This window comes from Cloacibacillus sp., from assembly GCA_036655895.1.
Lineage (GTDB): Bacteria > Synergistota > Synergistia > Synergistales > Synergistaceae > JAVVPF01.
The window spans coordinates 1-14,035 of record JAVVPF010000032.1 but is presented as its reverse complement, the minus strand read 5'-3'; the positions used below and the strand labels follow the sequence as shown (position 1 = coordinate 14,035).

At 53.6% G+C, this 14,035-nt stretch carries 16 protein-coding genes; 11 read left to right on the top strand and 5 right to left on the bottom strand.

Annotated features, from left to right (window positions below; genetic code table 11):
* The first annotated feature begins 21 nt into the window (after positions 1 to 21).
* The 8 genes from RRY12_10240 to RRY12_10205 all read left to right on the top strand — a co-directional run bounded on the left by RRY12_10240 (position 22) and on the right by RRY12_10205 (position 7,821).
* Positions 22 to 2,010, top strand: coding sequence for a BACON domain-containing protein (locus RRY12_10240; protein ID MEG2185047.1), 1,989 nt, complete (start codon positions 22 to 24; stop codon positions 2,008 to 2,010).
* 384 nt (positions 2,011 to 2,394) lie between these two features.
* Positions 2,395 to 3,672 (top strand): Glu/Leu/Phe/Val dehydrogenase, encoded by a 1,278-nt coding sequence (locus tag RRY12_10235; protein MEG2185046.1) that lies wholly within the window; start codon positions 2,395 to 2,397, stop codon positions 3,670 to 3,672.
* A 398-nt stretch (positions 3,673 to 4,070) separates the two neighbouring features.
* Entirely contained in the window at positions 4,071 to 4,280 is a 210-nt protein-coding gene (locus RRY12_10230) for a FeoA family protein (protein ID MEG2185045.1), read from the top strand.
* Positions 4,281 to 4,296: 16 nt separating this feature from the next.
* Positions 4,297 to 4,527 carry a FeoA family protein gene (locus RRY12_10225; GenBank protein ID MEG2185044.1) on the top strand — a complete coding sequence of 77 codons (231 nt, stop codon included), beginning with the start codon at positions 4,297 to 4,299 and terminating at the stop codon, positions 4,525 to 4,527.
* A gap of 93 nt (positions 4,528 to 4,620) precedes the next feature.
* A complete protein-coding gene (feoB, locus tag RRY12_10220) occupies positions 4,621 to 6,795 on the top strand; it encodes a ferrous iron transport protein B (GenBank protein ID MEG2185043.1) in 2,175 nt (724 codons plus the stop codon).
* A gap of 12 nt (positions 6,796 to 6,807) precedes the next feature.
* Positions 6,808 to 6,987 carry a FeoB-associated Cys-rich membrane protein gene (locus tag RRY12_10215; GenBank protein ID MEG2185042.1) on the top strand — a complete coding sequence of 60 codons (180 nt, stop codon included), beginning with the start codon at positions 6,808 to 6,810 and terminating at the stop codon, positions 6,985 to 6,987.
* Positions 6,988 to 7,271: 284 nt separating this feature from the next.
* Entirely contained in the window at positions 7,272 to 7,556 is a 285-nt protein-coding gene (locus RRY12_10210) for a type II toxin-antitoxin system RelB/DinJ family antitoxin (GenBank protein MEG2185041.1), read from the top strand.
* Position 7,557: 1 nt separating this feature from the next.
* Positions 7,558 to 7,821 carry a Txe/YoeB family addiction module toxin gene (locus RRY12_10205; GenBank protein MEG2185040.1) on the top strand — a complete coding sequence of 88 codons (264 nt, stop codon included), beginning with the start codon at positions 7,558 to 7,560 and terminating at the stop codon, positions 7,819 to 7,821.
* 70 nt (positions 7,822 to 7,891) lie between these two features.
* On the opposite strand, the gene RRY12_10200 is transcribed toward RRY12_10205, so the two are convergent.
* On the bottom strand, positions 7,892 to 9,136 hold the full coding sequence (locus tag RRY12_10200) for a dicarboxylate/amino acid:cation symporter (protein MEG2185039.1): 1,245 nt from the start codon (positions 9,134 to 9,136) through the stop codon (positions 7,892 to 7,894).
* 302 nt (positions 9,137 to 9,438) lie between these two features.
* Here RRY12_10200 and RRY12_10195 point away from each other — a divergent pair, with 302 nt between their 5' ends.
* Positions 9,439 to 10,467, top strand: a complete 1,029-nt coding sequence (locus RRY12_10195; GenBank protein ID MEG2185038.1) for a permease — start codon at positions 9,439 to 9,441, stop codon at positions 10,465 to 10,467.
* A gap of 44 nt (positions 10,468 to 10,511) precedes the next feature.
* Complete coding sequence (locus RRY12_10190) at positions 10,512 to 10,796, top strand: thioredoxin family protein (GenBank protein ID MEG2185037.1); 285 nt, start codon at positions 10,512 to 10,514, stop codon at positions 10,794 to 10,796.
* 134 nt (positions 10,797 to 10,930) lie between these two features.
* On the opposite strand, the gene RRY12_10185 is transcribed toward RRY12_10190, so the two are convergent.
* Complete coding sequence (locus RRY12_10185; GenBank protein MEG2185036.1) at positions 10,931 to 11,242, bottom strand: metalloregulator ArsR/SmtB family transcription factor; 312 nt, start codon at positions 11,240 to 11,242, stop codon at positions 10,931 to 10,933.
* A gap of 102 nt (positions 11,243 to 11,344) precedes the next feature.
* Here RRY12_10185 and RRY12_10180 point away from each other — a divergent pair, with 102 nt between their 5' ends.
* The gene (locus RRY12_10180; protein ID MEG2185035.1) at positions 11,345 to 11,668 is read left to right on the top strand and encodes a carboxymuconolactone decarboxylase family protein; all 324 of its coding nucleotides are present in this window, start codon (positions 11,345 to 11,347) and stop codon (positions 11,666 to 11,668) included.
* 174 nt (positions 11,669 to 11,842) lie between these two features.
* On the opposite strand, the gene RRY12_10175 is transcribed toward RRY12_10180, so the two are convergent.
* The 3 genes from RRY12_10175 to RRY12_10165 form a co-directional block, all read right to left on the bottom strand.
* A complete protein-coding gene (locus RRY12_10175; protein MEG2185034.1) occupies positions 11,843 to 12,640 on the bottom strand; it encodes a NifB/NifX family molybdenum-iron cluster-binding protein in 798 nt (265 codons plus the stop codon).
* An 81-nt stretch (positions 12,641 to 12,721) separates the two neighbouring features.
* Positions 12,722 to 13,021 carry an AzlD domain-containing protein gene (locus tag RRY12_10170; protein ID MEG2185033.1) on the bottom strand — a complete coding sequence of 100 codons (300 nt, stop codon included), beginning with the start codon at positions 13,019 to 13,021 and terminating at the stop codon, positions 12,722 to 12,724.
* Positions 13,021 to 13,755, bottom strand: coding sequence for an AzlC family ABC transporter permease (locus RRY12_10165; GenBank protein ID MEG2185032.1), 735 nt, complete (start codon positions 13,753 to 13,755; stop codon positions 13,021 to 13,023). The genes RRY12_10170 and RRY12_10165 overlap by 1 nt, the downstream gene beginning before the upstream one ends.
* Positions 13,756 to 14,035 lie beyond the last annotated feature (280 nt).

The window sequence follows — 14,035 nt, the reverse complement described above, 5'->3', positions numbered from 1 at the left end:
TACCTTAAAGGAGGTTGCGAAATGCAACAGCGAAACACGGGACTACTTGCGGCGCTGCTCATGACAGTATTAACCATCACCGCCCTAGTAACAGCGGGAGGCTGCGGAGGAAGCAGTGACGGCACGCCACCTGCGGCAAAACAGGCAAAGCTATACACCATAGGAGAGGTTAGCGACGCCACCATCGCAAAACTGCGCGGCGCGAGCATTGATGTTATCCAATATGACCCCTTCATGGCGGAGAAGGTGCCTATGGGCTCTTCTTTTGTACTTGAACACAACTCCATTGAAGTTGTCGAACCGGGATCCGCGACAGCTAAAAAAATGAAAGAATGCGCGCTCTCGGGAGGCGAAATCGTCCTCGTCTCTTCCGACAAATCGGAAAGAGACTACCTCTATAAAAATATCCTCACAGGATACAGCCACGATGACTCCGACGAGGGCACGCTTCCCATATTCGCGGTCTCTCAGGAGACAAGCGGCGATATCAGGACCTTCGCTTCATTGGGCGACAGCTCCATCGCCTCCGAAGATGTTTTAACCGAAGTTCACGGCCTCCTTGCCATAGAAAGCGGAGATAAATTCGTCGTGATAAGTGGAGACGAAGAGCTGGGCAATCAGGAGACAATAGACGATAATTTTAAGCTCGTCATCAAGCCCGACGCTCTCGTTGCCTCTGGCGACAGCAAAGCCCTAAGCTGTGATGGAGCTGTCAGCGGAGACGTCGTATACAGTATAATAGACGGGATCGTTCAGTCATCAGACCTCGTAATTGAAGCAGACACAGAGCCGGCGAGCGACGACCTTACGGACGAAGAGTGGAACTGTCTGCGCGAGTGGCTGTTGGAAGAACCAGATCCCCAAGCGCAGGCGCAGCTTCAGGCAAGAGCGCTTGAGGCTGTAAAAGCGCGCATCTTCGCTTCGCCAGCCTACGCCGCGGACACGATCCCGGACAACAAGAACCTGTTGAAAATAGGCCAGAGTTTCGTAAAGACTGCGACACAGACAATTAAGGGCAAAACTTACTCGATAAGCGTTTTTATCGTAGGCGCCCATGACTTCGAAAACGATAGAGACTGGTACTACATTGAACAGGAATGTTCCATCAACGGCAGCGACGGCTATACGAAGTTTTGGAAAAAAGGCGGAGAACGCGTCGAAAACTACATGAAATCCGTTACAGCAGCCAATGAACTGCTCATTAACGGCGCCGCTGTGGGCGGCGAGATCGTGCCTATCAGCGCGCAGCCTCGGTCAACCAACAAAGAGGTATCACATACGGAAACATTCTCATGGAATTTTGGCGGAAAAGTCGGAGTAACGGCAAAAGGGTCCGGGCCGGAGGCGGCAGGCGAACTGTCATTCGGCATCGGAGCCAGCAATTCAAAATCATGGAAGGTCTCCGATGTCGAGTTGCGCTATGATGCCGGGAACAATAAACCTACATGGATCTACACATATAACAACACTCCGCGTGACAGTAAAAAAGCCGGAAATTGGACTCGGATGGACGAGGCCCCCGTTACGGACCTCTCAAGATCGACCTTCATCTTCTACAATTTTTGGGTATGGGGAATAGATTCTGATAAGCGGGCCGGCAATCCCACATTGAAGGTGACTCCGTCACTGGTCACCGGAAGGACATGGACGCGCGGAAACGGCACCCTCCCCTGCGGCAGAAAAGAGACTGCTGCGACGGGATCGACGATACTGATCCCATTCTCTTCCAAAGCTGCGCCGCTGCTTGCGCTTGACAAGCATAACGTAGACCTTGGAAGCAGCGCAGCAAAGGCAACGTACATCACAGTAGCCGCAAAAGGCACGTGGGAGGCAGCCGTAGCCTCCGGGGGAGAGTGGTGCAAAGTGCTTGCCCCCTCCTCAGACCGTATACTCATTGAGACCACGGAAAACAAAACCGGCGCGCCGCGTACCACAAAGATAACAGTCACTCGCACCGGCACAACAGACAAGCAGGTCATCACCGTCATACAATCCTCTATCCCAAAATAACGGCAAAGAGCAAAAGGCGCGTGTCGCGCCGCGATGTACGAGATGCAGTGGAGAGCAAAACTCTTCACTGCATCTTTTTAAGGGAAGACCGCCGCTCTGAACCGCAAAAATAAAGATTAAAAACCCGTTTTATTAATTATTCTTTAATAACAAAGGCTTTTGCCGGCGATTTGGTGCTTTGTATCTTTTTTCTCTAAGCCTTACGCCGTTAATTTTTCAAATTTGATATTATTTTCTGGATTTCACAAATATAACCTTCCCCGCCCCCCCTTTACGGAAAAAGTATTCAGGAATACAATATTAACGTACATTTAAAATGTCCCGTAAGGGTGCAGTTTTAAAGTCACTGCCCGAGAGGGCGGATAATCTAAGGGGGTTTTTTGTATGGCCGTACAGAAACGTACTTCCAGTAACGTACTTCTTGACACAGCGTTGAAAAACTTTTACGCAGCAGCGGAAGAGATGGGACTTGATGAGGGGCTTACCGAAGTATTGAGCCACCCGGAACGCGCGACCTACGTCGCCGTCCCTGTCCAGATGGACGACGGTTCAGTAAGAGTCTTCAGCGGTTACCGCGTGCAGCATTCCACAGTATGCGGCCCCGCGAAGGGCGGACTTCGTTTCCATCCTGATGTAAACATGGAAGAGTGCGAAGCTCTCGCAAGCCTTATGACATGGAAATGCTCACTCGCCGGTATTCCTTACGGCGGAGGCAAAGGCGGAATCTCAGTAGATCCTTTTGAACTTTCACCGCGCGAACGCGAAATGATGACACGCACATTCGCCGCGCGCATCGCGCCCGTCATCGGCGACTGGAAAGATGTTCCCGCGCCCGACGTAAACACAGGCGGACAGGAAATGGTCTGGATCATGGACACCATTTCAAAGCTTCGCGGCCACCTCGAACCGGGCGTAGTCACCGGCAAACCTGTCTCCTACTGGGGCTCAAAGGGCCGCACAGCAGCCACAGGACTCGGCGTAGCCACATGCGTACTCGAACTCCTCAAGACGCAGCATGTCGATCCTAAAGACGCTTCAGTCATCGTACAGGGCTTCGGCAACGTCGGAACCTACAACGCGCTCGTACTTCAGGACGCGGGATGCAAAATCGTCGGCATCAGCGACATCACCGGCGGCTACTACAATCCTAACGGCATCGACATCAAAGCAGCCAAGGCATACGTTGAGAAGCACCCGAAACGTATCCTCGAAGGCTACGAAGAGGCCGGCCTCGTCAGAATGAACGGCGAAGAGATCCTTGAGCAGGACTGCCTCGTCCTTTGCCCCTGCGCGCTCGAAGGCGTCATCAGCGACAAAAACGCCGACAAACTCAAGTGCAAATACATCATTGAAGGCGCAAACGGCCCCACCCGCCCCAGCGGAGACGCCATCCTTGACCAGCGCGGCATCCTCGTAGTTCCCGACTTCCTCGCCAACAGCGGCGGCGTCATCGGCTCATACTTTGAGTGGGTGCAGGACCTCGCGGGCTTCTTCTGGACAGAAGAAGAATACAACAACCGTCTCGTCCCCATCATGAAGGACAACTTCAAGAGAGTTTGGGATTATTCACAGGAGCACAACGTAAAGATGCGCCGCGCGGCATTCCTCGTAGCCATCAAACGCGTTGCCGACGCTCTCAAAATCAAAGGCTTCTTCCTTTAATAGAAGGCCTTAACAAACAGACAACATCAAAAGACAACGGACGGGGCGCAAGCCTCGTCCGTTGTTACGTCCGCCGCATGCCGCACGCGTGAAAAGCCCGCTGCGTTAGTCAAGCGGAACTATTTCGCCGCTTCCACACCAAAACCACACATCATCAACATAAAATCCTCATATTTTTATAGTATTTTAATAACATCAAAAGCAAGAGGAAAAACAAGCCTCCCGCCTCACGCGGAAGCATAATCGGGATTTTCCCTCAATAGATGCCAACACCCGCGGCTCGGCCTGTACCCCGAGCCGTTTTCGTTTTGCCTGTTTGACAAATTAATTAGCCTATGCTAACCTACATGACACATAGAAGTTAGCGCATGCTAATGCGGTCTTAGGAGGAATAAAAGATGATGCCTTTAGCAATGGCCGGCGAAGCCGTCGGCATGATAAAAAAAATCAGTGGAAATGGCGCGCATAGGCAGTTCATTGAGAACATGGGCTTTGTTCCCGGCGCCGAAGTGACAATAGTTTCCAAAAACAGCGACGGCATGATAGTCAGCATAAAGGGCGCCAGAATCGCCATAAACAACGACGTCGCATTAAAAATTTATATCTGATAGGAGTGTGTCAAAAATGAGGACGTTAAAAGAGGCCGCCGCGGGCGACCGCCTTACCGTCGTGCGCGTACACGGCGAAGGCGCGCTGCGCCGCAGGCTGCTTGACATGGGAATAACAAAGGGAAGCCGCATAGAGGTGATGAAAATGGCGCCGCTGGGCGACCCCATCGAAGTGACTGTGCGCGGATATGAGCTTTCCCTGCGAAAATCGGAGGGCGAAATAGTCGAAGTGACCGCTACAGCATAACTATCAGCAAAAAACTCAGCAGGGGCGACCCTGCAAAAAATTGCTCGCGCGTGTTAGCCTCAGCTAACACAAAGGCATAAAAGGAGGAGCCAAATGACTCAAAAAATCGCCATTGCTGGAAACCCGAACAGCGGTAAAACGACCTTGTTCAACGCCCTCACAGGGGCAAATCAGACCGTAGGCAACTGGCCCGGCGTCACCGTTGAGAAAAAAGAGGGAACGCTTCGCGGCTGCAAAGATATAACGATAGTTGATCTGCCCGGCATATACTCACTATCACCGTACAGCCCCGAGGAGCGCGTCGCGCGGAGCTATCTTAGCTCAGGGATGCCCGACGCCGTTATAAACATCATAGACGGCGCAAATCTTGAGCGCAACCTCTATCTCACAACGCAGCTGGCCGAACTTGCCATACCGATGGTAGCCGCCATCAACATGATGGATGTCGTCCAGAAGCGCGGAGAAAAAATCGACACACGTAGGCTCTCGCAGGAGCTGGGTATAGCCGTGGTCGAAATATCCGCACTCAAGGGAACAGGGCTAGAAAAACTCATAAAAGAGGCACGCGCCGCAGCAGACGGGGGAACAATCCCCGCCGTGCAAAAAATTTTTTCAACGCCGCTAGAAGAGGCGATAGGCGCAGCAGAGGCCGCTTTCGCAGGCGCCTTTCCCGAAGCGACTGCCCGTTGGTACGCAGTAAAATTGCTTGAAGGCGACGAAAAATTCATCCCGGCTGTCGCGGACGTGGACAAAGAGGCGGCGCTCGCCCGGCTTGCCTCCGTGCGCCAGGCCTGTGAAGAAAAATTCGACGACGACATGGAAAGCATAATAACGGGGCAAAGGTATGCCTATATCACAGGCCTCATCGACAAATGCCACACAAAAGGCGCAAACGGCGCACCTAGCGCTACAGACCGCATTGATGCCGTGGTAACAAATCGGTGGCTCGCGCTGCCTATCTTCGCCGCAGTAATATTCTGCGTCTACGGCATAGCTGTAACCACTGTCGGAGCCTTCGTCACAGATTGGACGAACGACGTACTCTTTGGAGAGGTCATTCCGCCCGCAGTCGAGGGATTCCTGCAATCACTCGGCGTAGCCGCGTGGCTCAAGAGCCTTATCTTAAACGGCATCATCGGCGGCGTGGGCGCCGTACTGGGTTTTGTGCCGCAGATGTTTGTCCTCTTCGCACTGCTTGCCGTACTTGAATATTCAGGCTACATGGCGCGCGTCGCCTTCATTATGGACAGGATATTCCGCCGTTTCGGCCTCTCAGGAAAATCCTTCATCCCGATGATAGTCGCGACAGGCTGCGGCGTACCCGGGATAATGGCTTCACGGACCATAGAAAACGAACATGACCGCAGAATGACCATCATCACAGCCACCTTCATGCCCTGCGGTGCAAAACTGCCGATAATCGCCCTCATAGCAGGCTCCCTCTTCGGCGGCGTCTGGTGGGTCGCCCCCAGCGCCTACTTCATCGGCATCGCGTCTATTGTGATCTCCGGCCTCATCCTCAAAAAAACAATGCTTTTTGCCGGAGAAAGCGCGCCGTTCGTCATGGAACTGCCCGATTATCACATGCCCTCCCTCGCCAACATCCTGTGCAGCACATGGGAACGCGGATGGAGCTTTATTAAAAAAGCGGGCACCGTTATTCTGCTTTCGACCATATTCGTTTGGTTCGCCTCAAACTTCGGATACGCCGACGGCCGAATTGTGATGACAGAAGAGCTGTCGCACGGTTTTCTCGCAGCCATCGGCCGCTCCGTGGCGTGGATATTCGCGCCGCTTGGCTGGGGCACATGGCAATCCTCCGTGGCCGCAATGACCGGCCTCATCGCCAAAGAAAATGTCGTAGGGACCTTTGGCGTACTCTTTGGCATAGCAGAGACATCAGAAGACGGAAACGAGATATGGACGGCGCTCGCCGCGCACTACACGCCGCTTGCCGCCTATTCTTTCCTCATATTCAACCTCCTTTGCGCTCCATGCTTCGCAGCCATTGGCGCAATCAAACGTGAAATGAACAGCGCGAAATGGACGTGGTTCGCAATAGCCTACCAGACCGCCTACGCGTACGGCGCGGCCTTCATCATCTACCAGCTTGGAACGGCCGCCGTTGACAAAAGCTTCACGGGATGGACGGCGGGAGCAGCCGCGCTTCTTTTGTTCACTATCTTCCTGCTGCTGCGCCCCGCGCCCAAAACAAAGACAAAAGAAATAAAAAAATCGGCCGCCGCTTCGGCGCCGCAGATTGGATAGGAGGAAACACAAATGACAGCCACAATAATAATAAGCGCGCTGCTGGCCGCGGCGGTCGCCGCAATAATAATAAAACTGCGCCGCGACAAAAAATCCGGCAAAACCAGCTGCTGCGGCTGCTGCACCGGATGTTCAGGCTGCGCCGCCGGCAAAACCGCACGCGCAGCGCATCTTGCGCATCGGAAAAAATAAGTTCGATCACGAAAATCGAAAGATTTTCTGCCTGACTTGTGCAAAGAGGCGATTACTTAAGATAGCCTCACGATGCAAGCGCCGCCGGTCCTCAAGATCGGCGGCGCTTTTTAAATGAGAACGAGGGGTGTCGGCTTGAAGCGCGCGGCAAATTGGTTATGTCGCCTGGGTATATTTCGGTGGAATACGAGACAAGTGGTAATTGAAATGTATGAATATGTATGTTATCCTATACACCAACATTGTAAAATATTATAATTCAACAAAAATGAGGGGGTATCTCTATGGCTGTAGCAGCGGCGGATAAGACAATTGTTTTACAGGTGCGCGTTGACAGGGAGCTGCGTGAACAATCTGACAGGTTGTTTAAAAATATGGGGCTGGATACGCAGACGGCGGTGAGATTCTTTTTAAAGCAGGCTGTCTTGCACAACGGATTACCGTTTAAAGCCATATCGGAGCCAGCCGACCCGTTTTACAGCGAGCAGAACCGCGCCCGTGTGAACCGCGCCATAAAACAGCTAAACGAGGGCGGCGGCACCGGGCACGAATTGATCGAGGCACTGTAAATTGCATAAAACATGGTCGGACGAGGCTTGGGAAGATTATGTATATTGGCAGACGCAAGACAGAAAAACATTAAAAAAAATCAACAGCCTGCTAGCCGACATTGAAAGAAACGGCGAAGAGTCTGGCATCGGAAAGCCGGAGGCGCTGAAATATGAATGGTCTGGCTGGTTCAGCCGTAAAATCGACGAAAAAAACAGACTTGTCTATCGTATTGTGGACGAGGTTATTCAAATCGCAGTGTGCAGAACGCATTACGAAAGATAATACAAATTCAAACGCAGAGCCTCCGTGACGGAAGGCTCTGCGTTTTGTATGGCTGTGAGTTGAAAGTTTGTTACAGGTTGACTATTTTTGCTTTCGAAAACCAGTTTTTGCCGTCTACTAGGCGCGTTATCATGAGCGCGGAGCAGGTGTCGCCTGTGGCGTTGACCATTGTGGCCGCGGGGTCTACCAGAAAGCCGATGGTCGCTATTATGGGGAAGGCTTCGGGCGGGAATCCGTAGAGGCTGACGATGAGCATTTCGCCGACGAGGCCGCCTCCGGGGATGCCGGAGAGCACGACGCCGGAGAGGACGGCTACAGCTACGGCTGTCGCCATTGTGCCAAGGCCGGTGAACGGTATCTGGAAGATGCCGAAGAGGAAGGCTATTTTAAGTATCCCTGAGAGGCAGGAGCCTTCCATGTGCGCGGTGGCGCCGATGGGCAGCACTATTTCGCTGATGTCGCGCGGAATGCCCATGTTTGTGGCGGCTTCAAGGTTGAGCGGGAGCGTCGCGGTGCTGCTTCCGGAGCCGAGCGCCATGAGCGCGGGGGTGATTATTTTTGCCCAGAAGACTTTTACACCTTTGCCCTGCGTAGCCCACCACGCGTAGATGGTGAAGGCGATGAAGAAGTAGGCGAAGGTGGCGATGTGGTATATGACCATTGAGCGGAAGTATGCGCCCAAAAGCTGCGGGCCGTAGTCGCCGACGAGGGTGGCGAAGTAGGCGCCGAGGCCGATGGGGGCGTAGTACATCAGGTATTTGACCATCTGAAGCATGGCGTCCGCTACTACGGCGATTCCGCGTCCAACGGCGCGTCCGCGTTCACCGAGCGATTGCAGCGAGAAGCCGAAGAAGATGGTGAAGATGATGAGCGGCAGCATCGCGCGGCGTGAGAGCAGCGAGACGAAGTCGTCCGTGGTGAAGGCTTTGACTATCTGGTCCGGGGTGCTGAAGGCCTGTATCTCGCCTGCTGCCTGCATCTGAATGTTTGTACCGGCGGCGGGCGGGAAGAAGCTGACAGTGACGAGCATCAGTATGGCGGCTACGGCTCCCGTGAGCAGGAATATCCAGACGAGGGACCTCATTACGCGGCCCAGCCTTTCCATTGACGACATACTGGCGACCGCGCTGCATATTGTTGTGAATACCAGGGGAACGACGACCATGAACATGGCGTTGATGAATACGTCTCCGAGCGGTTTGAGCACAAGGGCGTCTTTGCCCATGACGGCTCCGATGACGCAGCCCAAGGCGATGGCTCCCAGAAGTATTATGGGGAACCGGTAGGCTTTCCAAAAGGTGTTTGACTCTGACATAAAAAACGCTCCCTTCCATAAGAGGAATAATAAATATATTTATGCGATAGCCAAATAAGCCTGACTTATGAGGCTTTGTAGTCCGTACAGTGTATCTGATGATTAGTCACAGATTATAGCATCTAACAGCTTGGTTTGGTGATGTTTTACGTGACGCGGCTGCGTTCTTGTTCAAATTATACGCGAATTTAAGGCTTTGCGGCTGCGGAAAAGGCGCACTCGGCGCCTGTGATTTATATATTGACATACGTCTATTTATATTTTATGCTAATGACGCATGAGAGGCCTTTGGAGGGATTTTTTTGGAGACGATTTTTGAGATGATATGGAGCGTTCTGCTTTTTATACAAAATGAGCTGCTTGCTATGAAGTGGCTGAATAACGCGGCGGGAGCGCTGCTTTCGGCGGCTGGGCTGGACGTCGGTTCGCGGCTGGGCGGCTCTTTGCAGTTTTTCATTTTTGACGTGGTGAAGATTTTTATTCTGCTTTCTACGCTGATTTTCGCCATTTCTTATGTGCAGAGTTATTTTCCGCCGGAACGCACGAAGCGCATTCTTGGGCGCTTTTCGGGGCTTACGGCAAATACGCTGTCGGCGCTCTTAGGCACTGTGACGCCCTTTTGTTCCTGTTCGTCTATTCCGCTTTTTATCGGCTTTACGAGCGCGGGGCTGCCGGTGGGCGTCACCTTTTCGTTCCTCATCTCTTCCCCGCTGGTTGACCTAGGCTCGCTGCTGCTATTGACGAGCATTTTCGGCGCGAAGATCGCCGCGATATATGTGGTGGTAGGGCTGGTGCTGGCGGTAGCGGGCGGCTCTGCTATACAGGCGCTGCACATGGAGCGTTATGTCGAGGGATACATCATGGAGGCGCGCTGCGCAGATTTGGCGTCGCCAGAGCTGACGCGAGCAGAGAGGCTGGCTTACGCGAAGGAGCAGATGCTGTTTACGGTGCGCAAGGTGGCGCCTTATATTTTTATCGGAGTGGGCGTGGGAGCCGTCATCCATAACTGGATACCGCGCGAGGTAATTGAGCGCGCGCTTGGCGACGGCAACCCCTTTTCTGTGCTTATCGCGGCGGCGGTGGGCATCCCGATGTACGCGGATATTTTCGGCACTATACCAATAGCGGAGGCGCTTTACGCCAAGGGCGTTGGACTGGGCACTGTAATGACGCTGATGATGTCGGTGACGGCGCTTTCTCTGCCCTCCATCATCATGCTGAGAAAGGCTGTCAAGCCTCCGCTGCTTGCGGTGTTCGTAGGTATTGTCTCCGCCGGCATCATCGTGATGGGGTATCTGTTCAACGCAATCGGCCCGATGCTGGTAGGATAAAGGTTTATTGGAACACAAACATATTATATAAGGAGGTCTTTTAAATGACTGGAAAAAATAGCTGCCCCGCGATGGACGATCACTCGCCCGCGGTAAAGATCCTGGGGATGGGCTGCTCGAACTGCAAGACGCTTGCGGACAACGCGGCGAAGGCGCTTGAGGCTATGGGCTTTGCGCCCGATGTGGAGAAGGTGACGGATATGGCCGATATCGCCTCCTACGGCGTTATGTCGACGCCTGCCCTAGTGCTTGGCAAGAAGGTGCTTTCTGCCGGGCGCGTGCTTTCTGTGGAGCAGATAACAGAGCTGCTGAAAAAAGAGGGGCTGTAAGGAACTGGCGGCGCGGGATGCTTGGCGATGGCGGCAGGTGGGCGCGTCAGCGCGTCCGAGGCAAGCTGAAGTCCCGCGCTTTAAGAACGCTGCGCGCTGTGGAGCGGCGTTTTGACGCGTCTACGCGACATTTGTCACGCGCTTACGCGTCCGGAGGCTTGCTGCTGCGCCTGAGCGCAAGTAAGCCCGCGCAGTTCAAGCTCCAGTCCGCGAAACGCCTCGATGTTCAATTCGTAGTGCATCCATTTGCCTTCTTTGTGCGGCGTAACGAGCCCCGCGTGGCATAGGGTTTTCATGTGATGCGAAAGCGTCGGCTGCGTTATTTTGAAGCGTTCAAGCAATTTGCAGGCGCAAAGCTCCCCGCCGGAGAGCATCTCCACGATCATCAGCCTGTTAGGGTCCGAAAGCGCTTTGAGCCTTTCGGATAATTTCATGTAATCCGCCATCATCGACCACCCGTTCACCTAAAAGTTTATCTATGTATCTATTTATTATAACATAAGCCGTTTTACATTATCTAAACCTATATCTGGAAAGAGGCGCTGCAAATGAGAATGCTGGAGGAATTTTTTCCTGAGTTCACACAAAAGCTGGATGAGATAGACGCCGTTTATAAAGCTAAAATGCCGATCAATGAAAAAACTTATCAGTTTATCTGCTTTGCCCTCTCTATAAAGGGACGCAGCAAACCGTGCGTGCTGAAACATTTCAAGGGCGCGCTTGAGGCCGGAGCGACTGTAGAAGAACTGAGCTACATTTTCGCGCTTACAATGCGGGAGGCGGCGGGAGCCGACGACTGCTGGACGCACGACGTGATCGGCGACTGGAAGGAAATCATTGCAGGCAACATCAAATGCACCTGCGCAAAATAACGGCTGCAAACCAAAGCAGCGGACTACGCATGGAAGCGCTGCGTGGCGGCAAGACGGCCCTTGCAAGCAATAAGCGGAATGACACACTCATCATTCCGCTTAAGCAAGAAACCAAATAGAATAATCTGTTCCCTCGCATTAAAGCGCTGCGGGGTGACGGGTTGTATTTTGCCTCTAGTGACAGCCGTGGGCGCCGCCGTTTCCGCAGCCGCGGCAGGTTCCCGCCGGTTCTTCGTGATGGTGCGCGCAGCCTTCATGGGCTTCGCCGTGGTGGTGCGTGCATTCCGCGGCGGGGTCGTCCGTCAGAGCGCCCGTTAAAAAGGCCTCAACGGCGGCGTCTGTGGCGCCGTCCGCGCCGCTTATAAGCTCTATACCGGCGGCGGCCAGGACATTCTTTGCGCCTCCGCCTATGCCTCCGCAGATGAGAAGGTTCACGCCGTTTTCACGCAGGAAGCCGCCAAGCGCGGAGTGACCGCTGCCTTCCGCGTCGATTATTTTTTTGGATACGGCTTTGCCGCGCTCTATTTCATAGAGCGCGAAGTACCGCGTGTGTCCAAAATGCTGAAATACCAGTCCGTTTTCCTCTGTTACCGCTATGATACCTTTTTCCATGATTGACTGCATCCTTTCCTCCATGAACGGGCAGCGGCCGCATGTCGCGCGCCCCCCGCACCAGTTTTCGGCAAATTCGTAATTGCCGCCGTTGATAAAAATGCCTTTGCCGGAGCAAAGCGCTTCAGCGACTTTGCTGTGGGCCGAATAGATTATGCGCTGGAGCGTGCCGCGCGAAACGCGCATACGCTCCGCGGCGCAGCCCTGGTCAAGCCCTTCCATATCGCAAAGCCGGAGGCTTTCAAGCTCTTCAAACGAGAGTTCAAGCGTCTGTTCCGCTCCCGTCTCTGGCAGAAACCTGAGCGCTGCGGGCGGGGCGCAGACGCGCCGACAGACGCCGCGGCATTTGACTGAGGTCATGTTCATCCGCCCTTTCTTATCTGCTTGCAACTATCATAGTGTGCATATGCACGATTGTCAATGGGCATATGCACGCATAGTTTAGATTTGGCCGATTATAAAGGCGGCGCTTATGGCGGCGGTCATTACGACAAGTATGTTTCCGCTGTACCACGCGGCGAGAAAGGCGGCGGCGGCGCCCGCCGCGGATGCTTCAAAGGAGCCTGCTGAGGCGAGTATGTCTGGGAAGATGAGCGAGCCTATGACGGCAAAGGGCATGTAGGCCAGCATGGACGAGATAAAGGGCGGGAGTTTGCGGCCGGAGAGGAAAAACGGCGGCAGGATGCGCGAAGGAGCGGTCACAAGCATCATCAATATGGAAAGCCAAATGATTTTTGACATCAGCGCGCCTCCTCTGATTTCGGGAAAAGCCACGCGCCTACAGCTGCGGCGCAGCCCGCGCAAAGCATTATGACGACGCCGCGGTTCATGCCGGCAAATGCCGGCGTCCATTTAAGAAAGGCGGAGAGCGCCATCGCGCAGAGAGTGACGGTGAGCGCGGCGCGGCTTTTGCGTGCGGAGGGAATGATGATGGCGGCAAAGAGCGCGTAGATGGCTATGCCCATGCTTTGCTGAACGGACTGGGGAAGTATCGAGGTGCCGATATAGCCAAGCATGGTTACGGTGGTCCATGTCAGATATATGGGTATCTGGACCCCCCAAACGAAGGCTGGTTCAACGACCTCCTCTTTTTGGAGGGAGGCTATGCTGAAACTTTCGTCCGTCAGCATAAAGAAAAGAAGCGTTTTCTTCAGCGGCTCCATTCCGGGCTTCATGCGCTGTGAGAGCGACGAGCCCATCATTATGTGACGGGCGTTGAGCAGCGCGGTAGTGAGAAGTATATCAACAAGCGGCGCGCCAATGACAAGCAGGTTGAGCGCCGCAAATTGGCTCGCGCCGGCAAAGACGACGGCGGACATAAAGAGGCTTTCCCAGAGAGTAAGCAGCGCCGTCTTCGCAAGTATCCCGAAGGCAAGGGCCGACGGTATCATTCCAATTACAATGGGAAGAGCCAATTTCGCACCGCGCGTAAACTCCCGGCGCGCTCCCCCCGCAGATTGAGCAAGCGGATCCATAAAAACACATCCTTTGATTATGGTTTACAAAAATACCTGCGTTCAGCTAAACACAAAGTCCAGCTTACGTAATTATACACAGTATAGAGGGGTTAGAGTTGAAACAACTATTTTCATAATGGAAATTATTCAAAGCAGATAACAATTTTGTGCCAACAAAAAGAGAGCCAAGACCGAAGTCTCAACTCTCTTTTTTATTTGAAATGGGCGCCCTTTTGGACCACTCTCCGTCGCACGGGGTCGTGGGCGAGCATCTCGGCGCGGTCGTGGCCTGAATACG